Here is a 25,593-nt window from a genome sequence, read left to right on the forward strand (position 1 = left end):
GAACTCCCTCTGAGCTGCGAAGAAATCTCCGGTTTGACACTCAGTGTTGAATTAGAGGAACCAGACAATATTTAGGTACCGTAGTTTTGACGGCCGGAAGGCCTACTGACTAACTAGACCAATGAGGTGACCAGATGGCTTTGACGCCAGAAGACGTTGTCAACAAGCGCTTTCAGCCGACCAAGTTCCGCGAAGGCTACGACCAGGATGAAGTTGATGACTTCCTGGACGAGATCGTTGTGGAACTCAGGCGCCTGAACCAGGAGAACGACGAGCTCCGCAAGAAGCTTGCAGAATCAGGTTCCGGCGTGCCGGCCAGCTCGGCTGCGTCCGCCCCCGTGGTCGAGAAGGTTCCCGCCCCCGTCAAGGCTGACAAAGTTGAGTCTCCGGCGAAGGCTGGAGTTGAGACTAAAACTCCCGACGCTGCCAAGAAGAAGGAAGCCGAGCCGGCCGCACCTGTTGCAGTCGTTCCGGCTGCGGCGCCCGCCGCCGGGAGCTCGGTTTCGGCCGAGTCCGCTGCAGGACTGCTCGCCATGGCGCAGCAGATGCATGACCGTCACGTCGCCGACGGTCAGTCCCAGAAGGACAAGATCATCGCCGAGGCCCAGATCGAGGCCAGCAGCCTTGTCAACGATGCCCAGGAGAAGTCCCGGAAGATCCTCGGCGCCCTTGAGCAGCAGCGCTCCGTCCTGGAACGCAAGGTAGAGCAGCTCCGTGGCTTCGAACGCGACTACCGCTCACGCCTGAAGGCCTACATTGAAGGCCAGCTTCGCGACCTTGACGCCCGCGGTTCCGTAGCGGCCCCGGAGGTTGAAGCGAACTAGTTCGCCAAGCACGTATTCTGAGAACCGGTGGCTGAGGATTCCTCGGCTGTCGGTTTTTGGGATCTAACATCGGTTTCACAAAATGAAAGCACCATGACTGACCACATCGCCGCTGACGCCGCAAACCCTTCTCCCTCATCGGCCCGACCCCGGCGGGCACTCCTGCTCTCGCTCTTCGCTGGCTTTGCGGTCTTTGCGTACGTCCTGGACCAGCTGACAAAACTGTGGGTGACGTCCTCGATGGTGGAGGGTGAACGTATCCCGGTGCTGCCGCCGCTCCTGCACTGGTACTTCATCCGAAATTCCGGAGCCGCATTTTCGATCGGTGAAAATGTCACCTGGGTGTTCTCCATCATCATGGCCGGCGTCGCCATCGCCATCCTGTTCCAGGTGCGTAAGCTGGGCTCGGCCTGGTGGTCGCTGGCACTGGGCCTTCTCCTGGGCGGTGCCCTGGGCAACCTGACGGACAGGCTCTTCCGGGAGCCCTCGTTCGGCATGGGGCATGTGGTGGACTTCATCCAACTGCCGAATTTTGCGATCTTCAACATCGCCGATTCCGCCGTGGTTTCAGCAGTAGTCATCATCTGCATCCTGACGTTGCGGGGGATCGCCCTTGATGGCTCACGGCACGACGCGGCACCACGGAACGAGGCGGCCCAGCCGAAGGACACGGACGGTGTCTGAGCGTGTGGTGGTCGCCGACGAAGTCGGTGGAACACGGGCGGACGCCGGGCTCGCCAAGCTGATGGGGATTTCCCGGTCGATGGCCGCGACCCTCATCGCCGAGGGCAACGTGGTGAGCCGCGGCAAGAAGCTCGGCAAGTCCGCGCGGTTGGTTACCGGCGATGTCCTGGAAGTGACGGTGCCTGAACGACGGGACCCGCTCGAAGTGGTGGAGGAAGTTGTGGAAGGCCTGAATATCCTGCTGGACGACGACGAATTTGTTGTTGTGGACAAGCCAGTGGGCGTTGCCGCCCATCCATCCCCCGGCTGGGTAGGCCCCACCGTGGTTGGCGGGCTCGCCGGAGCCGGATTCCGGATCTCGACGTCGGGTTCCCCCGAGCGGGTGGGGATCGTGCACCGGCTCGACGTCGGCACGTCCGGGGTAATGGTGGTGGCCAAAACGGAGCGCGCCTATACGGCCCTGAAGCGGGCCTTCAAGGAGCGCACCGTGGACAAGGTCTACCACGCGGTGGTCCAGGGGCTACCGGACCCGCTGGAGGGCACCATCGACGCGCCAATCGGGCGCCACCCCGGACACGACTGGCGCTTTGCGGTGATCGAAGACGGCAGGCCGTCGATCACGCACTATGAGGTGTTGGAAGCGTTTGGCAAAGCCACCCTGGTGGAGGTGCACCTTGAGACCGGGCGCACACACCAGATCCGTGTCCACTTTTCGGCGCTGCGGCACCCATGCGCGGGAGATCTTACCTACGGGGCGGATCCTCGGCTCGCCGCCACCCTGGGCCTGACCCGGCAATGGCTCCATGCCCGGCAGCTCGGCTTCGACCACCCGGCAACGGGGGAGCGCGTCATCGTGACCAGCGAATACCCGCAGGATCTGGCCTTTGCCCTCGCAGTCCTGGAGTCGGGGGAAGCCTAGCAGCGGCTTCGCTGGGCCTTGGGCGGCCGGCCAGCGCTTAGAATGGTGCGGTGACTTCCAGCAATGCCTCGTTCGTCCATCTCCATAACCACACCGAATACTCCATGTTGGACGGCGCAGCCCGCTTGGGTGAGCTCTTCAACGAGACTGAACGCCTCGGGATGCCGGCACTGGCCACCACCGACCACGGATACCTGTTCGGGGCTTTCGATTTCTGGAAGCGCGCCACGGACCAAGGGATCAAGCCGATTATCGGTGTGGAAGCCTACGTCACCCCCGGTACTGCGCGCACGGACAAAAGCCGTGTCCGCTGGGGCGAGGAACATCAGCGCAAGGACGACATCTCCGGCGGTGGTTCTTACACCCACATGACGCTGTTGAGCTATAACAACGTCGGTATGCGCAACCTCTTCCGGGCTTCGTCCATCGGCTCGCTGGACGCAGTTTTCGGCAAATGGCCGCGTTTGGACCGTGAGCTCCTCAACACATACTCCGAGGGCCTGATCGCCACCACGGGCTGCCCTTCGGGGGAGGTCCAGACCCGGCTGCGGCTGGGCCAATACCGCGAGGCCTTGGAAGCCGCCTCGGAATTCCGCGACATTTTCGGTGCGGAGAACTATTTCTGCGAACTGATGGACCACGGCCTGGACATCGAACGACGGGTCACGGGAGACCTGCTGAGGCTCGCCAAGGATCTGAACCTGCCGCTGGTGGCCACCAACGACCTTCACTACACGCACGAACATGACGCAAAGGCACACGAGGCACTGCTTGCGATCCAGTCAGGTTCCACGCTGCTGGAGCCGTCCTATGACAACGGCGGCTCCCGCTTTGCTTTCTCGGGCAGCGGCTACTACCTTAAGTCCCCGCAGGAGATGCGGGAGCTGTTCAGGGACCACCCGGATGCTTGCGACAACACCCTGCTGATCGCCGAGCGCTGCGATGTCTCGTTCAACACCGGCGCAAACTACATGCCGCGGTTTCCATGCCCGCCGGGCGAGGACGAGACATCCTGGCTGGTCAAGGAAGTTGCCACGGGACTGGAATACCGGTACCCGGGCGGTGTCCCGGACAAAGTCCGCACCCAGGCGGACTACGAGCTCGAAGTTATCACCTCCATGGGCTTCCCGGGATACTTCCTGGTGGTGGCCGACTTCATCAACTGGGCGAAGAAGAACGGCATCCGCGTCGGTCCCGGCCGCGGCTCCGGCGCCGGCTCCATGGTGGCGTACGCCATGCGCATCACGGACCTTGATCCGCTCCATCACGGCCTGATCTTTGAGCGGTTCCTTAACCCTGACCGGGTGTCCATGCCTGACTTTGACGTTGACTTCGATGACCGGCGCCGGTCCGAGGTCATCGACTATGTGACCCGGAAATACGGCGACGAGCGCGTGGCAATGATTGTCACGTACGGCACCATCAAAACCAAGCAGGCGCTGAAGGACTCCTCCCGTGTGCTGGGCTACCCGTTCAGCATGGGGGAGCAGCTGACCAAGGCGCTCCCGCCGGCAGTGATGGCCAAAGACATCCCGCTCGCCGACATCCAGAACAAGGACTCAAAGCGCTACAGCGAGGCCGGTGACTTCCGGCAGCTGATCGCCACCGATCCCGAGGCCGCGAAGGTCTTTGAGACCGCCCTCGGCATTGAGGGGCTGAAGCGCCAGTGGGGCGTGCACGCCGCTGGCGTCATTATGTCCTCGGACCCCATCATCGACGTCATCCCGGTCATGCGCCGTATCCAGGACGGCCAGGTGATCACGCAGTTCGACTACCCCACATGTGAGGGGCTGGGCCTGATCAAGATGGACTTCCTCGGCCTGCGGAACCTGACGATCATTTCCGACGCCCTGGAGAACATCAAACTTAACCGCGGCCTGGACCTGGACCTGGACAGCCTGGCACTGGATGACGTGGCCTCCTATGAACTGCTGGCCCGGGGCGACACCCTGGGTGTTTTCCAGCTTGATGGCGGTCCCATGCGGTCCCTGCTGAAGCTGATGAAGCCTGACAACTTCGAGGACATCTCCGCCGTGCTGGCTCTATACCGGCCCGGTCCGATGGGCGCGAATGCGCACACCGACTACGCGCTGCGCAAAAACGGGATCCAAGAAGTCATCCCCATCCACCCCGAGCTCAAGGAACCGCTTGCTGAAATCCTTGGCGGGACCTACGGACTGATCGTTTATCAGGAGCAGGTGATGGCCGTAGCCCAGAAACTCGCCGGCTATTCGCTCGGGCAGGCAGACATCCTGCGGCGCGCCATGGGCAAAAAGAAGAAATCCGAGCTGGACAAGCAGTTCGCCGGATTCTCCCAGGGAATGCAGGACAACGGCTACTCCATGGCCGCAGTGAAGACCCTGTGGGACATCCTGCTGCCGTTCTCCGACTACGCCTTCAACAAGGCCCACTCGGCCGCGTATGGCGTGATCTCCTACTGGACCGCGTACCTGAAGGCGCACTTTGCGCCGGAGTACATGGCTGCCCTGCTGACGTCTGTCGGGGACGACAAGGACAAATCGGCAATCTATCTCAACGAATGCCGGCGCATGGGAATCACCGTGTTGCCGCCGGACGTGAACGAATCCGCGCTGAACTTCACTCCGGTAGGCACCGACATCCGATTCGGCATGGGCGCCATCCGCAACGTGGGCGTCAACGCCGTCGAAGCGATGGTGGGCGCGCGCGAGAAGGAAGGCGCCTACACGTCCTTCAAGGACTACCTCATGAAGGTTCCCGCGGTGGTCTGCAACAAGCGGACCATTGAATCCCTGATCAAGGCCGGAGCCTTCGATTCCCTCAACCACCACCGGCGTGCGCTGGCGATGATCCATGAGGAGGCCATCGACTCTGTGATCACGCTCAAGCGAAACGAAGCAATCGGCCAGTTCGATCTCTTCGCCGGTTTCGAGGAGGCAGAATCCGAAGCGTCGCTGAGCATCGAGATCCCCGACCTGCCGGAATGGGAGAAGAAGGACAAGCTCTCCTTTGAGCGCGACATGCTTGGCCTGTATGTGTCAGACCACCCGCTGCAGGGCCTGGAAGGACTCCTCAGCCAGCACGCGGACCAGTCCATCACCTCGATCATCGGCGAAGACGGGCCGCACGACGGCGCCATCATCACCATCTCCGGCATGATCACCTCGCTTAGCCGCAGGATCGCCAAGGCGAGTGGCAACGCCTATGCCCGGGCCGAAATCGAAGACCTCGGCGGTTCGATGGAGGTGATGTTCTTCGGCCAGGTCTATGGCCCCATCGCGTCGGTCCTTGCCGAGGACCTGATCGTAGTGGTCAAAGGCCGCCTGCAGCGGCGGGACGACGGTGCCGTGGCACTGAACTGCATGGAACTGTCCGTTCCGGACCTCAGTGAAGGAACCAACGGCCCCGTGCTCATTTCGATGCCCACGCACAAGGCGACCGAGGCTGTTGTCACCGAACTGGGCGATGTCCTTCGGAACCATCGGGGGAACTCGGAGGTCAGGCTGCACCTGCAGGGCGACACCCGGACGGAAGTCATGGGGCTGCCCGTCCATCTCAGGGTCAACCCCAGTCCGTCACTGTTCGGTGACCTGAAGGTGCTCCTGGGCCCAACCTGCCTGGATAACTAGGTTCCGGTGCGCCATCAGATCTGGTAGTCCAGGGGGACCGGCTGGCCATAGCCGCCGGCGTGGTACAGGAGCGGCGAGCCGTCGTCGCCCACTTCGCCGTCCACAACCTCGACAACCACCACGGCATTGTTCTCGAAGGAGAGCCGCATCTGGATCTTGCCGATCAGCCAGCCGGCGACGTCTTTGAGGATCGGGACCTCGTGCGGGCCAAGTTTCCAGTGGTCCCCGTCGAACCTGTCCTTGGTGCGCGCGAAGCGGTCTGCAAGCGCCTGGTTTTCCAGGCCGAGCATGTGGACACCTAGGTGGGTGGCGTTGGCTACGGCCGGCCAGGAACTTGAACTGCGGGCCATATTGAACGTGAACCGCGGCGGCTGCGCGGAAAGTGACGCCACGGACGTGGCGGTGAAGCCGTAGGGCTCGCCCTGGTAGTTCACGGTGATGATGGCGACCCCGGCCGCATGCCGCCGGAACATTTCCTTGAACGTGCCCTCGAACGGCGTTTTGTCTGTCATCGTAAAATTTGCTCCCTGGAAAGCAGGCTGAAATGGTCTCTTCCTTAAGGGTATTAGTCCCCGCCGGACAGGGAGCAATCCCTTGACCCGGCACGTCATCTGTCAAGACTGCCCACGTCATCTGACCGGACACGCCGAGATTTGTTAAGGTTTGTTTCATGAGAGAACACTTCAGCCGCCGGTCCGCCCGGCTGCCGTGGAAATGCTTTGCCGCTGCTGCTGCCGGTGGTGTTCCTGTCGGCCTGTTGTGGTGGCTGCTTGCCCCAGGTGGCTTGAACCTGATCACGCGCGACCCCGCCCTGGCAGCCGGGACCAACCCGGACGTATGGCTGCCCAGGGACCTCACCCTTGCTGGACTTTGTGTGTTCGCAGGGTGCCTGGTTGCCGTGTTCCTGGCGGATAAGGGCGCCCGCGATGAGCAGGCGGTCTTTCTCCTGGGCCTGGCCGGCGGACTGGGCGGGGCGCTGATCGCGTGGCCGACCGGCGTTCTTGCGGGCCAGCTATGGGGCGGACCCGCAGACACGTCGGTCAACGCAAGCGTCGCGTTCACGCTCCGGTCCCTGCCCGTGCTTATTTTGTGGCCAGCCGCGACTGCCGCGTCCGTGTTTGTCCTAAGCCTGGTGAACCTGCTCAAGAGTGGGCCCGGGAGCACGGGCACGCCGGTAGCCGAAGGCAGCGCGCCCGGCGCGTAAAATGGACCGGTGACCATTTCTCCTGAATTTCCAGCCACACCCACTGCCGCCGCTGTCAGCTTCCGGACAGTCGACCTTCGCGGCAGGGGTCTGACCCTCGCCGGTTTGCGCGCCGCTGTTCCCCGGGCGCGGCAGCACACCGTGGCGGACGCGGAACAAAAGGTAGTGGACATCATCAAGGCCGTCCGCACGGACGGCTTCACCGCCCTCAGCGACCTGGCACTCCGTTTCGACGGAGTCCAGCAGGTCCACCCGCGGGTCCCGGCAGCCTCCCTGGCCCGGGCGCTGGCGGGGCTGGATCCGGCGGTCCGCGGCGCGCTGGAAGAATCCATCAGCCGCGCCCGGCGCTTCGCGGACGGGCAGCGGCCGCGTGATCTTGACGTTGAACTCGGCGACGGCGCGCTGGTGAGCCAGAATTGGGTTCCGGTTTCTCGGGTGGGTTTGTACGTGCCCGGTGGCCTTGCCGTATATCCGTCGTCGGTCATCATGAATGTTGTCCCGGCCCTGGCTGCGGGAGTACAGTCCATCGCCCTGGCATCACCGCCGCAGAAAGATTTCGGCGGCCTCCCGCACCCCACCATCCTTGCGGCAGCGGCCCTGCTCGGTATCGACGAGGTCTACGCCATCGGCGGTGCACAGGCAATCGCTGCCTTCGCCTACGGCGTGGAGGCCAACGACTCCGGGCCCGCTTTGGAACCCGTTGATGTAGTCACGGGTCCGGGAAACATTTTTGTGGCGACGGCGAAGCGCCTGGTCAAGGGTGTGGTGGGAATCGATTCCGAGGCCGGAACCACCGAAATCGCCATCCTGGCTGATGCGACGGCGCAACCTGACCTCGTGGCAGCAGACCTGATCAGCCAGGCGGAGCACGATCCCCAGGCGGCTTCCGTGCTCATCACGGACTCGGAGGACCTTGCCGCGGCAGTCCGCACCGAACTGGACCGGCAGGCGGCCGGCACTAAGCACTCCGCGCGCGTACGTGAGGCACTGTCCGGCCCGCAGTCGGGAGTGGTCCTGGTGGAGGACCTGGAACAAGGCATCGCCGCGTGTGACGCCTACGCTGCTGAACACCTTGAAATCATGACCGCGGATGCGCCGGCGGTAGCTGCCCGGATCCGGAACGCCGGCGCGATCTTTGTGGGGGACTATAGTCCTGTCAGCCTGGGCGACTACTGCGCCGGCTCCAACCACGTCCTGCCCACCAGCGGGACGGCGGCGTTTTCCTCCGGACTGAACGTGACCACCTTCCTGCGTGCCATCCAGGTCATCAACTACAGCCGGGCCGCGCTGCAGGAAGTCAGCGGCCACATTGTGAGCCTGTCCGGTGCCGAGGACCTGCCGGCGCACGGTGAAGCTGTCACGGCACGCTTCCGTCATACCCGCTGATGCAGACGGTCTCCGGCGCAGACTACAGTTACCACTACATGTGGTAATGACAGGATTGTTATTCCGCAACATGTAGTCGTAAACTGAGAGGCGGAGAGGTCTGCCGGGGCCGGAAACATCGGCACCGGAAGACATCGAGGGAGGGGACACCATGTACTGTCCATTTTGCCGCAATCCGGACTCCCGCGTTGTGGACAGCCGGATGGCCGATGACGGCTCGGCCATCCGCCGCCGCCGGCAGTGCCCGGAATGCGGCCGCCGGTTTACGACCGTGGAGACCACCAGCCTTTCGGTGATCAAACGCTCCGGAGTGGGTGAACCGTTCAGTCGCAGCAAGGTTATCAACGGCGTGCGTAAGGCATGCCAGGGCAGGCCGGTCAGCGAAGATGACCTGGCGCTCCTGGCCCAGGAGGTGGAGGAGCAGATCCGCGCTTCTGGCGCGGCCGAGATCGACGCCCATGAAGTTGGCCTGATCATCCTTGGTCCGCTGCAGAAGCTTGACCAGGTGGCCTACCTTCGCTTTGCGAGCGTGTACCAGGCGTTCGAATCCCTCGAGGATTTCGAGACCGCCATTGCACTGCTCCGCCATGAATCAGTGGAAGAAGGCACGCAACGCTCGGCGGCGGCCGCCAAGAGCTCCGAAAAGAGCCCCCTTTAAACTCCGGTGGTGGCCGCGGAGGGGAAGCCGCCGCCACCACCGGCACCGGCTGCCCTCGGGCGCCGGTCATTAGCCGGTTATTTTGTGAGTTTGTGTTTCACGGCAATTTCGACGGCGGCGCCGACGATCCCGGCCTCATTCTTGAGTTCGGCCGGCACAATCGGGGTTCGCAGTTTCATGTGCGGCAGGTATTCGTCGGCGCGCTTGGAGATGCCGCCGCCCACGATGAACAGTTCAGGCGAGAAGAGAAATTCCACGTGGGAGAAGTAGCGTTGCAGCAGCACGCTGTATTCCTCCCAGGTCAGTCCGTCCCGTTCACGGGCCACCGCTGAGGCCTTGCTTTCGGCGTCAAAGCCGTCGATCTCCAGGTGCCCCAGTTCCGCGTTGGGGACGAGACGTCCGTCGAAGATGAATGCCGAGCCGATTCCGGTGCCCAGGGTGATGACTAGGACAGTTCCGTCCACGCCTTTGCCCGCGCCGTAACGGGCTTCCGCCAGGCCGGCGGCGTCGGCGTCGTTGATTACCTCCACCGGGCGGCCAAGCCGTGCGGTGAGCAACGCGTCAATATCGGTGTTGAGCCAGCTCTTGTCAACGTTAGCCGCCGAATGGACCACGCCATGCTGGATGATGCCGGGGAAGGTGACGCCCACGGGCGAGTCCGCGGCCGGAGCCTCCGGGCGGCTTGAAAGCTCGGCAACCACCTGCGCCACAACGTCCGCTACGGCGTCAGGGGTGGCGGGCTGGGGCGTAGGCACGCGGAACCGCTCACCCAGGAGCTTGCCCTTTTTCAGGTCGACGATGCCGCCCTTAATTCCCGTGCCGCCGATGTCAATGCCGATCAGCGGGGCGTTCTTGTGCGACTTCTCGTCCTTCTTGGCCAATGTTGTTCCGTTCGTGGCTGGGCGGGCTGGTCGGCCGGGCGGCTGACCGGGGAAATTTCAGGGGAGCGTGAGGATTTCGGCGCCGGACTCTGTCACCAGCAGGGTGTGCTCAAACTGGGCGGTCCGCTTGTGGTCCCGGGTGACAACTGTCCAGTCGTCTTCCCACATGTCCCATTCGATGGTGCCGAGTGTCAGCATGGGTTCGATGGTGAACACCATGCCGGTCTCGATCACAGTGTTGTAGGCCGGAGCCGCATCATAGTGCGGGATGATCAGGCCCGTATGGAACGCTTCGCCGACGCCGTGGCCGGTGAAGTCCCGCACCACGCCGTAGCCGAAACGCTTGGCGAACGACTGGATGGCGCGGCCGATCACGTTGATCTCCCGGCCGGGGGCCACGGCTTTGACGGCGCGGTTGAGGGATTCCCGGGTGCGCTCCACCAGCAGGCGCGATTCGTCGTCCACCTCACCCACCAGGAAGGTGTGGTTCGTGTCGCCGTGCACCCCGTTTATATATGCCGTGATGTCGATATTGAGGATGTCGCCGTCCTGGACCACGGTGCTGTCCGGGATGCCGTGGCAGATCACTTCATTCAACGACGAGCACAGGGACTTCGGGAACCCGCGGTAGCCCAGTGTGGACGGATAGGCCTTGTGGTCCAGCAGGAATTCGTGACCCACCTTGTCCAGCTGGTCGGTGGTCACACCGGGCTTGATGTGGTTGCCCACCTCAACGATGGCCTGTGCGGCGATCCGGCTGGCGATCCGGATTTTCTCTACGGTCTCGGCGGACTTGATCTCGGAGCCGGTGAACTTGGCCGGGCCGGGCTTGCCCACGTATTCCGGTCGCGTGATGGACGCTGGAACGGCGAGCTGCGGGCTCACGGTTCCCCGGGTAAGGGTGCCGGTGGGTGCAGTCGAGGCTAGGGAAGGCATAGATTGATCATATAAGGCACCGCATTAGGCCAAGTAACTGGAAGCCCTAAGCTGTCCGCGTCGACGTTTAAGTTACGTGGATCACGGCCGGGCCTCCGCCAGCCGGAACTAGGAGCACCGATGACTGAGTACTGGTACAACGTAAACACCCACGAGGTGGAAGAAGACGCACTCTCGGACTGGAGCCAGCTGATCGGCCCCTACAAAACGCGGGAAGAGGCCGAACACGCCCTCGAAAAGGTCCGGGCCAGGAATGAGTCGTGGGAAAAGGGCGATGACGACTGAACTGCACTCATCTGCCGCCCGTGACGTGCCAGCGGCCAGAACGGGCCCGCGACCTGCCGGGGCCTAGAAAGAGTGTTCCGGGCCGGGGAACGCACCTGTTCGGACCTCGTCGCCGTACGCCTTCGCCGCGTCGCTGAGGGTAGTGCGCAGGTCAGCGTACTGTTTGACGAACTTCGCCATCCTGCCACCGCGCAACCCGGCCATGTCCTGCCACACCAGCACTTGCCCCGTGGTGGCATTGCCCGCGCCGATCCCGACAGTCGGCACGCTGACCGCTGCGTCAACGGCGGCTGCTGTGGCCGCCGGAACCATTTCCATCAGGACGGCGAACGCCCCCGCCTCAACCAGCGCCGTTGCGTCGTCAATCAGGCGCTGCGCATCTTCCCCGCGGCCCTGGACCCGGTAACCGCCCAGCGCGTGTTCACTCTGCGGGGTGAAGCCGATATGGGCCATGACCGGGACGCCGGCCTGGACCATGGCGCGGACGGTTTCCGCGTAGTATTTTCCGCCCTCGATCTTCACGGCATGGGCCAGCCCTTCCTTGAGGAACCGGACGCCTGTTTCGACACCCTGCTGCGCCGAAACTTCGTAACTGCCGAACGGCAGGTCTGCCACCACCAGGGCGCGCTTGGCGGACCGCGCCACGGCGCGGCAGAGGGGGAGGAGCTCATCCACCGTGACGGGCAGGCTGGTCTCGTTGCCGAAAACGTTGTTGGATGCCGAATCGCCCACCAGGAGGACCTCGATGCCGGCCTGGTCGAAGATCTCCGCGCTGTACTGCTCATAGGCGGTCAGCATGGCGAAGCGTTTACCGTCCCGCTTGGCCTGCTGCAGGTGGTGGATGCGCACCCTGGGTGCGGGCTTCGCATTAAATTCCGACGACGGTGCCTGCTCCGGTGCAGGTCCGGTTCCGTAGGGTGCGTGTACTTCAGCGGACGCGCTTGACTCAGAGCTATTGGTGGAGTCCATGGCAAGAGCGTAATGCGGCACCGGCAGTCCTAGCCACCGCAGACGGGCCAGCGGACCGTGATCCGTGTCATATTCAGGTGCCCGTCGGGGCATATTTGCCACCCGTGGGCGCGGCCGGCCGTGGTTGCCGTGTTAACGCTGTGTTACGCGCGGTGCGGTCGCCCGCATTGGAGCCGATTGCTTAGTAAAGTAATGGTGAACTGCTGCCGGCCGCCGCTTCCGCGGGCCCGGGGCATGAACGATTGACCGGAGAAGAGGCCATCATGGACCGCCAGCAAGAGTTTGTCCTGCGCACAATCGAGGAACGCGACGTACGGTTCGTACGTTTGTGGTTCACCGACGTCGTAGGTTCACTCAAATCGGTGGCACTTGCCCCGGCCGAGGTCGAAGGGGCCTTTGAGGAGGGACTCGGTTTCGACGGTTCAGCCATCGAAGGCTTGGCGCGCGTGTTCGAATCGGACATGCTGGCACAACCGGATCCGTCCACCTTCCAGATCCTGCCGTGGCGTGGCGAGACGGAACAGACGTCGAGGATGTTCTGCGACATCCTGACTCCGGACGGCGAACCGTCGGCCGCGGATCCCCGCAATGTCCTCAAGCGCACGCTGGCCAAGGCCGCGGACATGGGCTTTACGTGCTACACCCACCCGGAGATCGAGTTCTACCTCCTCAAGTCCCAGCAGCCCGGGCCCGACGGCGCGCCCATACCCGTTGACGAGGGCGGCTATTTCGACCACGTGCCCGGCGGCGTGGCGCAGGACTTCCGCCGCACGGCCGTGACCATGCTGGAATCCGTGGGTATTTCGGTGGAGTTCAGCCACCATGAAGCCGGTCCCGGCCAGAACGAGATCGACCTGCGCTACGCGGACGCCCTGCAGACCGCGGACAACATCATGACCTTCCGCACGGTGATCAAGGAAGTGGCCCTCCAGCAGGGCACTTACGCCACGTTTATGCCCAAGCCCTTCACCGACCACCCCGGCTCCGGGATGCACACGCACTTCTCGCTGTTCGAAGGTGACGCTAACGCTTTTTATGAGGCCGGCGCCGAATTCCAGCTCTCCAAAACCGCCCGCCAATTCATCGCAGGCATCCTGAAGCACGCCCCCGAATTCACCGCTGTGACCAACCAGTTTGTGAACTCCTACAAGCGGCTCTGGGGTGGCGGCGAAGCACCGAGCTACCTCAGCTGGGGGCACAACAACCGTTCGGCCCTGGTCCGGGTCCCGCTGTACAAGCCCGGCAAGGGCCAGTCGGCCCGCATCGAATACCGCGGCATTGATTCAGCAGCGAACCCCTACCTTGCCTATGCTGTCCTGCTGGGGGCCGGACTGAAGGGGATCGAAGAAGGCTACGAGCTGCCCGCCGCAGCAGAGGACGACGTCTGGTCGCTGAGCTCCGCCGAGCGTCGCGCCATGGGCCACGACCCCCTGCCCGCCAGCCTTCACGATGCCATCAGGTCCATGGAGGACTCCGAGCTGATGCCGCAGATCCTCGGTGAGCAGGTCTTCGAGCACTTCCTGCGCAACAAGCGTGCCGAATGGCAGGACTACCGGCTCCAGGTGACGCCTTACGAACTGCAGCGCAACCTCGGCATTCTTTAGGCGGCGGTGAGCCTCGCACGCCGCCTCATCTCAGCCGGCTTCAGTGACCTGGAGAAGGGTGAGCGCTTCCTTGCTGCCCCGGAGCTGATTGGCCTTGACCCGGACAGGATTTTCGCCGGCCTGCAGCTGGCCGCCAACCCCGACACCGCCCTGCAGTCACTAGTGCGGCTGATTGAAAAGCACCCGGGTCTCCGGGAGCTGGCGGCGGCCGATCCGGAGACCAGCGAGCCGCTCTACAGGGTGCTCGGGGCCTCCGAAGCACTCGGGGAATTCCTTATCCGGCACCCGGAACACCTCGATGCCTTCGAAGTCACCGCCAGTCCCGAGCCACTGCAGGCAGATCCGGAGCAACTCCGCTCTGTGCTCCTGAAATCTGTCCGTGCGGAACCCTCGTCAGCCCGGCCCGTGGCAGGAGTGACCGGAACCGAAGCTTATGCGGCGCTGCGGTCGGCGTATCGCCGCGGGGTGGTGGACCTGGCGGTCAAGGACATGTGCGCCGCTGACCCGCTGGACTTTATGCCCGCCGTCGGGGCTGAGCTCGCTGATCTGGCGGGGGCCGCGATCGAAGCTGCGCTGGCAGTTTCCCGTGCCGAGGCTGCTGAGCAGTTCAGCGCCAGGGAAGTGGCCGCCGTCGGTCTGGCCGTCATCGGGATGGGCAAATGCGGAGCGCGGGAACTGAACTATATTTCCGACGTCGACGTCATCTACGTGATCGACGCCGGCGACCTCGATGACGCCCGTGCCAACACCATCGGCACAGCCTTGGCCGCCGGCATTTCCCGGGCCATCTCGTCGGTGGCACGTGAGCCCGGTCTCTGGGAAGTGGACGCCAACCTGCGGCCGGAGGGCAAGTCCGGCCCCCTGGTCCGAACCCTCGCGTCGCACGAAAGTTACTACGCGCGCTGGGCGGAAAGCTGGGAATTCCAGGCACTCCTGAAGGCCCGGACCATCGCCGGCGACAGGGACCTGGGGGAGCGCTACGAAAAGGCCGTGACTCCACTGATCTGGAGCTCCGCGGGCCGTGAAGGGTTTGTGGAGTCCGTGCAGGCGATGCGCCGCAGGGTCACAGAGCATATCCCGGCGGCGGAGGAACAGCGGCAGATCAAGCTTGGCCGGGGCGGCCTCCGGGACGTCGAGTTCACCGTGCAGCTGCTCCAACTGGTGCACGGAAAATCCGACGAAACCCTCCGCCGCAGGGATACCACCGCAGCCATTGCGGCCTTGTCCGCCGGGGGCTACATCGGCAGGACCGACGCCGCCGCTTTCGACCACGCCTACCGATACCTGCGGGTCCTGGAGCACCGCATCCAGCTGTTCCAGCTCCGGCGGACGCACCTGATGCCCGTGGGCGAGGCGGCACAGCGAGCCCTTGCAAAGGCAGTCCTTAGCCCTTTCTCCAATGACAGGCCACCGCCGGCTTCGCTGCTGGCCACCTGGCAGAAGACCAAACGCTCTGTCCGTGAACTGCACGAGCGTATTTTCTACCGGCCGCTGCTGAACACGGCAGCCAAACTCAGCACCGAAGACGCCAGGCTGACGCCTGAGGCCGCCCAGGGCCGCCTTGCCGCACTGGGCTATCGCGATCCGAGGGGAGCCATGCGGCACATTGAGGCGCTGACCGCAGGTGTCAGCCGGCGCGCGGCGTTGCAACGCCAGCTGCTGCCCATCCTGCTGGACTGGCTCGCCAGCGGCGTTGATCCCGACGCCGGGCTGCTCGCGTTCCGGCGCGTCAGTGAGGCCCTTGGCACTACCCACTGGTACCTGGGCATGCTCCGCGATTCCACCGCCGCGGCCGAACGGTTATGCAACGTTCTCGCCAACTCACGGCTGATCGCTGACCTGTTGGAGGTGTCGCCGGAATCGGTGGCATGGCTGGGCACCAACAAGGACCTTGCGCCATTGAACTTCGAAGCCCAGTGGCAGGAAATCACGGCCAAAATGTCGCGGCACTCGGACCCGGAAAACGCCATCAGGCTAATCCGGCTGATCAGGCGCAGGGAGATCCTGCGGATCGCGATCGCCGATTCTGCCGGGCTGCTCAACCAGGACCAGGTGGGCGCGGCGCTGGCGGACACCGACCGGGCAGCGGTGCTGGGCGCCCTGCGTGTGGCCGAAGGAATCATCACCGCTGAGGGACCGCTGAAGACCGCGATGCTGGTGGTGGCCATGGGCCGGCAGGGCGGCCGCGAGATCGGCTACGGCTCCGACGCCGACGTGATGTACGTGCACCGCGCGTTGCCGGGCTATACCGACGAGGAGGCGCAGGATCAGGCGGCCCGGATTGTGGCCAAGGTCTCCAGCCTGCTCACACAGCCACTTAAACCGGCCATTATGGCCGAGCGTGTACTGCAGATGGACGCGGATCTTCGGCCCGAAGGCAAGAACGGCGCCATGGTCCGCTCCCTCGATTCGTTTGCCGAATATTACCGCCGCTGGTCGTTGATCTGGGAAGCGCAGGCGCTGTTGCGGGCCCGGCCCATGGCGGGCGACGACGCCCTGGCCGAGGACTTCCTGTCGCTCATCGACCCGATCCGGTACCCGGCGTCGATTTCGGAGCAGGATGTCCGGGAGGTGCGCAGGGTCAAGGCGCGGGTGGAATCGGAGCGGTTGCCGCGCGGGGCGGACCCCGCACGCCACTTGAAGCTTGGCCGCGGGGGGCTGAGCGACGTTGAGTGGCTGGTACAGCTGCTCCAGCTCCAGCACGCTGCCAAGCACCCGGAACTGCGGACAACGTCCACGGTGGAGGCCCTTGAAGCCGCGGCTTCACTGAACCTGCTCACGGCTGCCGACGCAAAGCTGCTGGCCGAGGCGTGGCGGCTCGCCAGCAGGATCCGGTCCGCCAACGTCATTTGGAGCGGCAGGGCTTCGGACCTGCTGCCATCTGCGCGGGGGGACCTGGAGGCGGTGGCCCGCTGGTGCGGCTACGCACCAGGCCACGCGGCCGCCCTGGAAGAGGACTACCTCCGGCTGAGCCGGCGTGCCCGGGGTGTGTTCGAGAAAGCCTTCTACGGCCATTAGCCGCTGTTTGGGTCCTCCCCGGAGGGCTGCAGACAGTCGCGGAGGCTCGGTGCTAGGTTGGGGGCCATGGCAACGCAAATTTATGTGAACCTGGCCGTTAAGGACCTGAAGCGGTCCGTCGATTTCTTCACCGCCCTGGGCTTCTCGTTCAACCCGGACTACACCGACGAAAACGCGACCTGCATGATCATCAACGACAACGCCTTTGTTATGCTCCTGGTAGAGGGATTCTTCAAGACCTTCACCTCCAGGGACGTGGCCGACGCCACCAGTTCCACCGAAGCCATCATGGCCTTTTCGGTAGACAGCAAGGAAGACGTCGACGCAACCATACGCAAGGCGTTGGCCGCTGGCGGCACCCCGTCGCAGGAGGTCCAGGACTACGGCTTTATGTACAACCACAGTTTCCAGGACCTGGACGGGCACCTGTGGGAGGTACTTTGGATGGACCCTGCCGGTCCACCTGCCGACGACGGAACCCCCGCCGGATCAGACGGACAGCCCACCTGAAAACCCGGGTTGATTCTGTCTGGCTCATCGCCCTGGATGACCTCGACGGTGATGCCCTTGCCATCCAGCTGGGTGAGGTAGCCAACCTTGAACTGGGCCCAGGACAAAGCATCTTCGTGGGTGACCCGCTCCGCATGGTCCTGGCGGGACTGGAGGAGGATTCGCGGTTCCCGTATGTCGTGGAGGCTGCGGGCTACGCAGTCGGCGTGCTGACCCTCCAGGCCGGTGCCGCGCGCCTGGCCGGCTGGCCGGACGAGGATTCTGCGTGGCTGCTCCGCGGTTTCCTGATCGACAGGCGCCACCAGGGGCAGGGCCTCGGACAGCTGGCGGCCACGTCCGCAGTGGACGCCGCCGCGAAACTGACCGCCAGGCGCGGAACCCACGAGGCCGGCGTCGTGCTTTCCGTCAACGAAACCAACCCGGCCGGGCTGGCCGCATACCGGACCGCCGGCTTTGTGGACCAGGGGCAGTACCTGGGCGGCAGTTCCGGACCGCAACGGACCATGTACCGGAGCTTCACATAATAGTCTTCGGCGGTTTGCATTGCCTCCGGCTCAACATTGACGGATCATGTGGATTGGCGGTGTTCTTCAAACCTTGTTGGGGGGAAGGCTTGAAAAGTCTTCGTCTCGGGGAGCACATGTCAGGGGGCTGGCTCCTGGTCTCAGCACGTCTGGAGGCAGCCCCCACCTAAAGAGACAAAAAAGTCCGCCCGGGCTGCAGCATTGATGCTGGCAGCCCGGGCGGACTTTTTGGCGGCCTGAACGTGTTCAGCCGCCGATCGTGCTAGACGCCGTAGTAGAGTTCGAACTCGTATGGGTTCGGGCGCAGGGACAGCGGGCGGATCTCGTACTCGTACTTGTACTCGATCCAGGTGTCGATCAGGTCCTGGGTGAACACGCCACCGGCCTGCAAGAACTCGTTGTCCTCGCGCAGGGCCTCCAGCGCCTCTTCCAGCGAACCCGGAGCCTTCGGGATGTCCTTGGCTTCCTCGGCAGGCAGCTCGTAGAGGTCCTTGTCGATTGGAGCCGGCGGTTCGATGCGGTTGCGGATGCCGTCAATCCCGGCCATCAGCTGGGCAGCGAAGGCCAGGTACGGGTTGGACGAGGGGTCCGGAGCGCGGAACTCGATGCGCTTGGCCTTGGGGTTGGAGCCCGTGATGGGGATACGGATCCCGGCGGAGCGGTTGCCCTGCGAGTACACCATGTTGACCGGAGCTTCGAAGCCCTTGACCAGGCGGCGGTAGGAGTTCACCGTCGGGTTGGTGAAGGCGAGGACGGCGGAGGAGTGCTTCAGCAGGCCGCCGATGTACCAGCGGGCCATGTCGGACAGGCCGGCGTAGCCCTTTTCGTCGTAAAACAGCGGCTCGCCGTTGGTCCACAGCGACTGGTGGCAGTGCATGCCCGAACCGTTGTCGCCAAAGACCGGCTTCGGCATGAAGGTCACGGACTTGCCCCAGGCATCGGCCGTGTTCTTGATGACGTACTTGAACTTCTGCAGGTCGTCCGCGGCGTGGGTCAGGGTGGTGAACTTGTAGTTGATTTCAGCCTGGCCGGCGGAGCCTACCTCGTGGTGGCTGCGCTCGACCTCGAGGCCTGCCTCATCCAGGGCGATACACATGGCGTCGCGGAGGTCAGCCTGCTTGTCGGTGGGGGAAACCGGGAAGTAGCCGCCCTTGATGGGGGTCTTGTAGCCGAGGTTTCCGCCCTCTTCTTCGCGGCCGGTGTTCCAGTGTGCTTCTTCGGAGTCGATCTTGTAGAAGCTGCCCTCGGGGGAGGACTGGTACTGGACGTTGTCGAAGACGAAGAATTCGGCCTCCGGAGCGAAGAACGCGGTGTCGGCGATGCCCGTGGAGGCGAGGTAGGCCTCAGCCTTTTCGGCTACGCCGCGGGGATCGCGGTGATACGGGTCTCCGGTGCGGGGGTTCACGATCGAGAAGTTCAGCGCAAGAGTCTTTTCCATGCGGAACGTGTCCAGGAATGCGGTGGTAACGTCCGGGATCAGCTGCATGTCGGATTCGGCGATGCCCTGGAAGCCGCGGATGGAGGAACCGTCGAAGAGCTGGCCGTTGATGAAGAAGTCCGCGTCGACGCTCTTGGCCGGCACGTTGAAGTGCTGCTGCACACCCGGGAGGTCGGTGAAGCGGATATCGACGAATTTAATATCTTCGTCCTTGATGAACTTGAGGACTTCGTCCGCAGTCTTGAACATCTATGCTCCTTACGCATATGTAATATCTGGCTGGCAAGCCAACTGATCCAGCGCAATCCGAAGGGCAGGGAAACCTGGTTTCCCTGCTTGGGAGGTATTGCTTGAAACTGTTATCAGCCTATGGACACGTCATTTCCCGTCAGTGTCCACATTGTTTCGGGCAGGTTACAGAATGCCCTGTTCAGGTTACAGAATTGTCCTGAACAGGTAACGCTATCCGGTGTCCAAAGTGTGGTCCAACAGTTTCCACTCTGTGGTCGGCGGTGAGTCGGTAAGCTTGGACGGTGGTAGATCGCAATGATATTGGTTCCTGGCTCAGCGGACCGGACACGTCCGGCATCTCAAGGTACCCGGGGGAGCGGTTGGGAATGCCCGAATCCGGTTCCGGCTCCATGGCCAGGGCAGGCAGGCGCTTCCTCGCCATCGCCCTTGACTGGGGGATTGCCCTGCTGATCAGTAATTTTGCCTTTGGCGGTGACTCCTGGGCCACGTTGGCGGTATTTGCCGCGGAACAGATGCTGCTCGTGGGCACCCTTGGTTACAGCATCGGCCACCGCGTGGCCGGGATCCACGTGCTGCGCCTGGGCGGCGGACCCGCTGGTCCGATGGCCGCCGTGGTGAGGTCAGTGTTGCTGTGCCTAGTGATTCCTGCCGTAATTTTCGATCCGGACCAGCGGGGACTGCACGACAAGGCGATGGATACTGTCCTCGTCAGACGCTAGCAGGGTCCATGCGCTTGGCGAAGGCCATGTGCCGGCACCCCGCGGCTTGGGAATACAGTGCCGTGCCGGGTCAGACCCCCGCCGTTTCCTTCGTCCCGGCAGCGACGGCCGTGCGTGGCGTCAGGTAGCCGTGCTTTCCGGCCCAGCGTTCGAACGCCACCGTGGCGAACGGGAACACTGCCGACAGCCCCGCGAACAGGGCCACCACGAAGGGCCACCGCTGGAGGCGCCACAGGGCGAGGGCAGCGATGCCGTAGCCCACAAACAGCGCACCATGGATAGGACCGGCGATCTCCACGCCCAGTTCGGTGGTCTTGGCGACCCATTTGAAGTACATGCCCGCCAGGAGCGCAGCCCAGCTGCAGCATTCGGCAACCGCCAGGACGCGGAAGGTCCGGATGACGAGGGTTCTAGCGGGAATCGTCATGTAGCTGCTTCCAATCAATGTACCCGCCCGGGTGGCCGGCGTCGGCAGACAAAATCTGCCCGGGTTCCGGCTTGGCCGGAACCCGGGCAGTTCAAGAGTCTTAGCGTCCGCGGTTGGGACGCGCTTTGTAAGGGTCGATTCCCTTGGGGATCGGGAGTCGGTTGCCCAGCGAGGAAATGCGTTTGGATACGGCATTCACCTCAAGCTTGGTCAGCTCCTTCTTGAGCTTGCCCATCTTCTTGGCTACCTGGCTGATTGGGACCTGGCCTTCGCCGCGGCCGCTTTCGATCATGTGGACCGTGACGTTTGGGAGGATGCGCGCGAGGCGCTTACGCTCAGCGTCGAGCATCGGCTTGACGCGGATGGTGGGGCCTTCGCTGACGAGGACGACGCCGGGACGGCCGACGGCGCGGAACACGGCGTCCTGCGTGCGTGGGTTTACGGCGACCGGCTGGTCCTCGGTGATCCAGCCGCGCTTCAGCGTGCCCAGTGCGGCGCCTGAGGCTCCGGGCTGGTTCTCGATCTGGGCGAAGGCGGCGCGTTCGGCGCGACGCGAGAGGATCAGGGTGGCGCCGAGGAGGCCCAGCGGAATGCCGATGAGCAGGCCAGTGATCCAATTTTCCAGCCAATAACCCACCAGGAAGCCGACAGCCACAACACCCAGAAATACCAGCAGCATCAGCCACGGGACCATGGGATCATGGCGGCGGGTCATGTTAAAGACTTCGCCGATCTGCTTGAGCCGGCTGGGCTTCTTGACCTTTGCTTGTTTTGGCTTGCGCGAGAAGAGGCCACGTTTCGAGGCGTCAGGGGCCGCCGGAGTGCTGTTACTGGAATCAGGGGTGTTCGCCATAGTTCCTCAATTCTACGTGATTTATGCCTGCGGGCCGGACACCGGAGAATGTCCGGTGCCGGCCCGCAGGGATACCAAACTACGGCTTAGGAACGGGCTGCCAGCAGTGTGCTGGCTTCCTGGCGGGTGCTGCCGGAAGACTCGATGTGGGCGAGCTGGGCGGGGATTTCCCAGCCCTTCTTCCGCATCGCGGTGGCCCAGAGCCGGCCGGCCCGGTAGGAGGAACGGACCAGGGGTCCACTCATGACGCCGAGGAAGCCGATCTCCTTGGCCTCGTCCTGGAGGTCCACGAACTCCTGCGGCTTGACCCAGCGGTCCACCGGCAGGTGCCGCTCGGACGGTCGAAGGTACTGGGTGATGGTGATCAGGTCACAGCCGGCCTCGTGCAGGTCCCGCAGCGCCTCGGAGATCTCCTCGCGGGTCTCGCCCATACCCAGGATCAGGTTGGATTTGGTCACCATGCCCAGGTTCCGGCCCTGGGTGATGACATCCAGGGACCTCTCGTACCGGAACGCGGGCCGGATCCGCTTGAAAATCCGGGGCACGGTTTCAACGTTGTGCGCGAAGACCTCCGGCTTCGAAGCGCAGATCGCCTCGATGTGCTCGGGCTTGCCGGAAAAGTCAGGGATCAACAGTTCAACGCCGGTGCCCGGGTTCAGCTCGTGGATCTTCCGCACCGTCTCGGCATACAGCCACACACCCTCATCGGCCAGATCATCTCGGGCCACCCCGGTGACGGTGGCGTAGCGCAGCTGCATGGCCAGGACCGAGCGGGCCACCTTCGTGGGCTCAAACACGTCCACCGGGGACGGCTTACCCGTATCGATCTGGCAGAAATCACAACGCCGGGTGCATTCGGAGCCACCAATCAGGAACGTCGCTTCCTTATCTTCCCAGCACTCAAAAATGTTCGGGCAGCCGGCCTCCTCACACACCGTGTGCAGGCCTTCCTTCTTAACCAGGTTCTTGAGCTGGACATACTCCGGACCCATCTGGACCTTCGCCTTGATCCACTCCGGCTTCCGCTCCACAGGTACTGCAGAGTTACGCTGCTCAACGCGCAGCAGCTTCCGGCCTTCTGGTGCCAGTGTCACAGGAGTGCTCCCTCAGGGATTGAAACGAGTGCTTCTTCGTGCTTGCGAAATTCTTCCACGAACCGGTCCGCGATATCGCCGGGGGCGATGTTCCTGCCGGTTTCGATGGACATTGTGGTGACGCTGGCGTCGGTGATGCCACAGGCGATGATCTGGGCATAGGGCGCCAGATCATTGTTGCAGTTAATGGCAACGCCGTGCATTGTGACCCCGTCCAGGACGCGGATGCCGATCGCTGCAATCTTCCGGTCCGGGCCTTTGCTGTCAGCGGTGATCCACACGCCGGCCCGTCCCTTTATGCGCTCAGCGTTGATGCCGTAGTCGGCCATAACGGCGATCATGACCGCTTCAAGCCGCTCAACATAGTCTCGGATGCCTGACCGGTTCTTCAGCCTGAGAATCGGATACACGATCAGCTGGCCGGGGCCGTGCCAGGTCAGCTTGCCGCCGCGGTCCACCGCAACGACGGGCGTGCCGTCCAACGGGCGCTCGTGCTCTTCCGTGAGCTTGCCCGCTGTATAGACAGCGGCATGTTCAAGGATGAGGACAGTGCTGGGCGCCTCGGCTGTGACGACCTTGCTGTGGATCCCGCGCTGCAGATCCCAGCCGCGCGTGTAGTCAACGAAGTCCGGGGCGAGACCCACCTGTGAAAACTCAAGAGTCATGCCGTCAAGCTTAGACCCCGATCCGCGAGGGGTCCGGTTATAGTGTCGGACCTCTCATGCACTGACTCATGCGCTGGCGGATCCGGTGGATGCCCATGGCCTGTGGATAACTTCTGCAGGCATTCCCGGATTCCGCTAGACATGGGTCATGGATGATTTCACTGCCCCCGTAGTTCCCGGGTTCCTGGTGGGCCGCGTGTTGGGCCGCGGCGGAAGTTCGACGGTGTGGCTGGTTACGGAAGAAGGGTCCGGGCGCGAGTTTGCGCTGAAATGCCTCGGTGCCGGGCACCGCGTCGCGACAGGCCTCGGCGAAGGCAGGGAAACCGGGGCCGACGCCGAGGAGGCCATCCGCCGTGAAATCCGTATTCTTTCTGTCCTTGACCACCAGCACCTCATCAAAGCCCACGATGCCCTCCGTCTTCGCGAGCCGGCCGGATCAGCAGTGACGGCCGGAGGGACAATAGGGCTGCTGCTGGATTACGCGCCCGGCGGTTCCCTCGGAGAGCTGGTCGGAAGCAGGGCGAAGCTCACCATCGGGGAGACGGTCACCGTGCTCACCCCTATTGCCCAGGTACTTGGCTACCTGCACGGCCAGGGGTTCACCCACGGTGACGTATCGCCCGGGAACGTCCTCTTTACAGGCCATGGCAAGCCAATGCTCTCCGACGTTGGCATTGCACGGATGGTGGGTGATGTTTCAGCGGTGCCTGACCACGGAACCGCTGGGTTTATGGATCCGGCACCCGTGGACGCCGTAAGGGCCGGGCTGCAGCCGGAACGCGACGTTTACTCGGTGGCGGCGCTGGGGTGGTACTGCCTTACGGGCCAGCCGCCACGCCGTACCGCCGACCGTCCGCCTCTTTCCCTCCTGCTCCCTGACGTTCCAGTCGAGCTGGCCGCAGCCCTGGAGGCGGGACTAAATGAGGACAGGCGGCTGCGACCCACAGCCGTTGAGCTGGCGACGGCGGTCTACCGCAGCGCCCCGCCGCAGCCGGTGGACCTCTCGTCCTCGGTCCACGCCACGGTCATTCCGCAGCTGCTGACACGGCGCCGCGTCCCGGAACGTCCCGGTGGCGCGCTCCGCCGTAATCTTCAGGCCTGGCGGCGCCGGATTTCGACGTCGCGCTGGTCCGGGCTGGTCGGGGCGCGGCAGACCCTTCCGTTCCCGGCCGCAGACGAAAGGGAGATGCTGGCGGTTCCCGGGCCAACGCTCCGCGAATCAGTGGCCAGGGCACCCGGGGCCGGCAGCCTGGCGGCACCGGTCCAGGCCGCCGACGTCGACAATCCGGGACCGCGCGGCAGGCATGCTGTGGAACCCGGCACGCACGATCACGAACCCAACGCCGGTTCGAGGCGTCGGACGGTGGCGTCGCCGAAATCGGTGGACCCCGGCCCGTCCCGGCGCCGTGGGCGCTCAGGGACGGCCGGGCACAATCGGGGCACCGTGCTGTTGGCAGTGGGAGCGGGTGCGATCCTGGCAGGCACTATCTGGGCCGCCGGCGTCTTTGGGCCGGATGGGCCGTGGGGGGCGCCAGCTTGGCCAGAGGCGGTGGCGGAGAGTGCGGATGCCGGAGGGGTGGACCCAGTGCTCGCCGCCACAGGAGTCCCGGCAGCCGCCGCGGCGCAGCTGGCCTCGGCGGACCCGCTTCAAGCAGTCCAGGGACTGGCTGCGGTGAGGTCCGTGGCCTTCAGCTCCGGCCGGCTGGAGCTGCTGGATCTGGTGAATGCCCCGGGATCTGCTGCCGCTGCCGCGGATGCAGGTCTCAAGGCCGGGCTCCAGAAGTCCGGCCACGTCCTGGCCGGATTCACCAGTTCCGTATCGAACCTGCAGGTCCAGCCTGGCAGTCCACCCGGCCAGGTGGTTGTTGCTGTCACGTCAGCCACGTCGCCGTATGAGGAGAAAGACGCGTCCGGGGCAGTCGTGGCGGCGGGCACACCGGTGGCTGCCCGGAACCTCCGGCTGGTGCTGGTCTCCGTTGACGGCCAGTGGCGGATTACGGACGTCCTGCCTGGGGCCTGACTATTTGTCTCAGTACGCTGCCTCAGCGGTGATTTTCCGAAGTCGGCTTCACGGAATGTCCAAAGTCGTCTGCACCAACTCACGCCTGGTCTTAGTGAGTCCCATTTGGGGAACC

23 protein-coding genes are annotated in these 25,593 nt (G+C 64.0%); 14 read left to right on the forward strand and 9 right to left on the reverse strand.

Translation table 11 applies throughout. From position 1 onward, the window contains the following. Nucleotides 1–134: 134 nt before the first annotated feature. The 4 genes from ACQCS0_RS09115 to dnaE all read left to right on the forward strand — a co-directional run bounded on the left by ACQCS0_RS09115 (nucleotide 135) and on the right by dnaE (nucleotide 6,035). On the forward strand, nucleotides 135–824 hold the full coding sequence (locus tag ACQCS0_RS09115) for a DivIVA domain-containing protein (protein WP_354154356.1): 690 nt from the start codon (nucleotides 135–137) through the stop codon (nucleotides 822–824). A gap of 93 nt (nucleotides 825–917) precedes the next feature. After that, nucleotides 918–1,508: a signal peptidase II gene (lspA, locus tag ACQCS0_RS09120; RefSeq protein WP_354154355.1), complete on the forward strand. Its 591-nt coding sequence runs from the start codon at nucleotides 918–920 to the stop codon at nucleotides 1,506–1,508. Beyond that, nucleotides 1,501–2,427, forward strand: coding sequence for an RluA family pseudouridine synthase (locus tag ACQCS0_RS09125; protein ID WP_354154354.1), 927 nt, complete (start codon nucleotides 1,501–1,503; stop codon nucleotides 2,425–2,427). The genes lspA and ACQCS0_RS09125 overlap by 8 nt, the downstream gene beginning before the upstream one ends. A gap of 50 nt (nucleotides 2,428–2,477) precedes the next feature. Beyond that, nucleotides 2,478–6,035: a DNA polymerase III subunit alpha gene (dnaE, locus tag ACQCS0_RS09130; protein ID WP_354154353.1), complete on the forward strand. Its 3,558-nt coding sequence runs from the start codon at nucleotides 2,478–2,480 to the stop codon at nucleotides 6,033–6,035. 14 nt (nucleotides 6,036–6,049) lie between these two features. On the opposite strand, the gene ACQCS0_RS09135 is transcribed toward dnaE, so the two are convergent. Then, entirely contained in the window at nucleotides 6,050–6,547 is a 498-nt protein-coding gene (locus tag ACQCS0_RS09135; RefSeq protein WP_354154352.1) for a flavin reductase family protein, read from the reverse strand. A 158-nt stretch (nucleotides 6,548–6,705) separates the two neighbouring features. Between ACQCS0_RS09135 and ACQCS0_RS09140 the strand changes: the two genes are divergently transcribed. From ACQCS0_RS09140 to nrdR, 3 genes are all read left to right on the forward strand, one after another. Beyond that, the gene (locus tag ACQCS0_RS09140; protein ID WP_354154351.1) at nucleotides 6,706–7,239 is read left to right on the forward strand and encodes a hypothetical protein; all 534 of its coding nucleotides are present in this window, start codon (nucleotides 6,706–6,708) and stop codon (nucleotides 7,237–7,239) included. Between the two features lie 9 nt (nucleotides 7,240–7,248). Next, complete coding sequence (gene hisD / locus ACQCS0_RS09145; RefSeq protein WP_354154350.1) at nucleotides 7,249–8,625, forward strand: histidinol dehydrogenase; 1,377 nt, start codon at nucleotides 7,249–7,251, stop codon at nucleotides 8,623–8,625. A 151-nt stretch (nucleotides 8,626–8,776) separates the two neighbouring features. Further along, nucleotides 8,777–9,283, forward strand: coding sequence for a transcriptional regulator NrdR (nrdR, locus tag ACQCS0_RS09150; RefSeq protein WP_354154349.1), 507 nt, complete (start codon nucleotides 8,777–8,779; stop codon nucleotides 9,281–9,283). Nucleotides 9,284–9,360: 77 nt separating this feature from the next. On the opposite strand, the gene ppgK is transcribed toward nrdR, so the two are convergent. Both ppgK and map read right to left on the reverse strand, forming a co-directional pair. Beyond that, entirely contained in the window at nucleotides 9,361–10,164 is an 804-nt protein-coding gene (gene ppgK / locus ACQCS0_RS09155) for a polyphosphate--glucose phosphotransferase (RefSeq protein ID WP_185263238.1), read from the reverse strand. A 57-nt stretch (nucleotides 10,165–10,221) separates the two neighbouring features. Further along, on the reverse strand, nucleotides 10,222–11,100 hold the full coding sequence (map, locus tag ACQCS0_RS09160; protein ID WP_354154348.1) for a type I methionyl aminopeptidase: 879 nt from the start codon (nucleotides 11,098–11,100) through the stop codon (nucleotides 10,222–10,224). 120 nt (nucleotides 11,101–11,220) lie between these two features. Between map and ACQCS0_RS09165 the strand changes: the two genes are divergently transcribed. Beyond that, a complete protein-coding gene (locus ACQCS0_RS09165; protein WP_185263240.1) occupies nucleotides 11,221–11,385 on the forward strand; it encodes an SPOR domain-containing protein in 165 nt (54 codons plus the stop codon). Nucleotides 11,386–11,448: 63 nt separating this feature from the next. Here ACQCS0_RS09165 and panB read toward each other — a convergent pair whose 3' ends face one another. Further along, on the reverse strand, nucleotides 11,449–12,354 hold the full coding sequence (gene panB / locus ACQCS0_RS09170; protein WP_354154347.1) for a 3-methyl-2-oxobutanoate hydroxymethyltransferase: 906 nt from the start codon (nucleotides 12,352–12,354) through the stop codon (nucleotides 11,449–11,451). A gap of 263 nt (nucleotides 12,355–12,617) precedes the next feature. Between panB and glnA (ACQCS0_RS09175) the strand changes: the two genes are divergently transcribed. From glnA (ACQCS0_RS09175) to ACQCS0_RS09190, 4 genes are all read left to right on the forward strand, one after another. Continuing rightward, nucleotides 12,618–13,958 (forward strand): type I glutamate--ammonia ligase, encoded by a 1,341-nt coding sequence (gene glnA, locus ACQCS0_RS09175; protein ID WP_282330620.1) that lies wholly within the window; start codon nucleotides 12,618–12,620, stop codon nucleotides 13,956–13,958. Between the two features lie 6 nt (nucleotides 13,959–13,964). Continuing rightward, nucleotides 13,965–16,976: a bifunctional [glutamine synthetase] adenylyltransferase/[glutamine synthetase]-adenylyl-L-tyrosine phosphorylase gene (locus ACQCS0_RS09180; RefSeq protein WP_354154346.1), complete on the forward strand. Its 3,012-nt coding sequence runs from the start codon at nucleotides 13,965–13,967 to the stop codon at nucleotides 16,974–16,976. Between the two features lie 66 nt (nucleotides 16,977–17,042). Beyond that, a complete protein-coding gene (locus ACQCS0_RS09185; protein ID WP_354154345.1) occupies nucleotides 17,043–17,486 on the forward strand; it encodes a VOC family protein in 444 nt (147 codons plus the stop codon). Beyond that, nucleotides 17,465–18,010: a GNAT family N-acetyltransferase gene (locus ACQCS0_RS09190; protein WP_426940219.1), complete on the forward strand. Its 546-nt coding sequence runs from the start codon at nucleotides 17,465–17,467 to the stop codon at nucleotides 18,008–18,010. Before ACQCS0_RS09185 ends, ACQCS0_RS09190 begins: the two co-directional genes overlap by 22 nt. 262 nt (nucleotides 18,011–18,272) lie before the next feature. On the opposite strand, the gene glnA (ACQCS0_RS09195) is transcribed toward ACQCS0_RS09190, so the two are convergent. Beyond that, nucleotides 18,273–19,697, reverse strand: a complete 1,425-nt coding sequence (glnA, locus tag ACQCS0_RS09195) for a type I glutamate--ammonia ligase (protein ID WP_354154344.1) — start codon at nucleotides 19,695–19,697, stop codon at nucleotides 18,273–18,275. 284 nt (nucleotides 19,698–19,981) lie between these two features. On the opposite strand from glnA (ACQCS0_RS09195), the gene ACQCS0_RS09200 reads away from it, so the two are divergent. Beyond that, entirely contained in the window at nucleotides 19,982–20,419 is a 438-nt protein-coding gene (locus tag ACQCS0_RS09200; protein WP_354154342.1) for an RDD family protein, read from the forward strand. A gap of 70 nt (nucleotides 20,420–20,489) precedes the next feature. On the opposite strand, the gene ACQCS0_RS09205 is transcribed toward ACQCS0_RS09200, so the two are convergent. The 4 genes from ACQCS0_RS09205 to lipB all read right to left on the reverse strand — a co-directional run bounded on the left by ACQCS0_RS09205 (nucleotide 20,490) and on the right by lipB (nucleotide 23,458). Beyond that, nucleotides 20,490–20,840: a DUF3817 domain-containing protein gene (locus tag ACQCS0_RS09205; RefSeq protein ID WP_426939549.1), complete on the reverse strand. Its 351-nt coding sequence runs from the start codon at nucleotides 20,838–20,840 to the stop codon at nucleotides 20,490–20,492. A 106-nt stretch (nucleotides 20,841–20,946) separates the two neighbouring features. Further along, nucleotides 20,947–21,699, reverse strand: a complete 753-nt coding sequence (locus ACQCS0_RS09210; protein ID WP_354154340.1) for a DUF4191 domain-containing protein — start codon at nucleotides 21,697–21,699, stop codon at nucleotides 20,947–20,949. Between the two features lie 86 nt (nucleotides 21,700–21,785). Beyond that, nucleotides 21,786–22,793, reverse strand: coding sequence for a lipoyl synthase (lipA, locus tag ACQCS0_RS09215; protein ID WP_354154339.1), 1,008 nt, complete (start codon nucleotides 22,791–22,793; stop codon nucleotides 21,786–21,788). Continuing rightward, nucleotides 22,790–23,458 (reverse strand): lipoyl(octanoyl) transferase LipB, encoded by a 669-nt coding sequence (gene lipB / locus ACQCS0_RS09220; protein WP_354154338.1) that lies wholly within the window; start codon nucleotides 23,456–23,458, stop codon nucleotides 22,790–22,792. Before lipB ends, lipA begins: the two co-directional genes overlap by 4 nt. Before the next feature lie 148 nt (nucleotides 23,459–23,606). On the opposite strand from lipB, the gene ACQCS0_RS09225 reads away from it, so the two are divergent. After that, entirely contained in the window at nucleotides 23,607–25,478 is a 1,872-nt protein-coding gene (locus ACQCS0_RS09225) for a serine/threonine-protein kinase (RefSeq protein WP_354154337.1), read from the forward strand. Nucleotides 25,479–25,593: the final 115 nt, after the last annotated feature.

The sequence above is a fragment of the Pseudarthrobacter sp. S6 genome, assembly GCF_050156575.1.
In the GTDB taxonomy this organism is placed as follows: Bacteria; Actinomycetota; Actinomycetes; order Actinomycetales; family Micrococcaceae; genus Arthrobacter.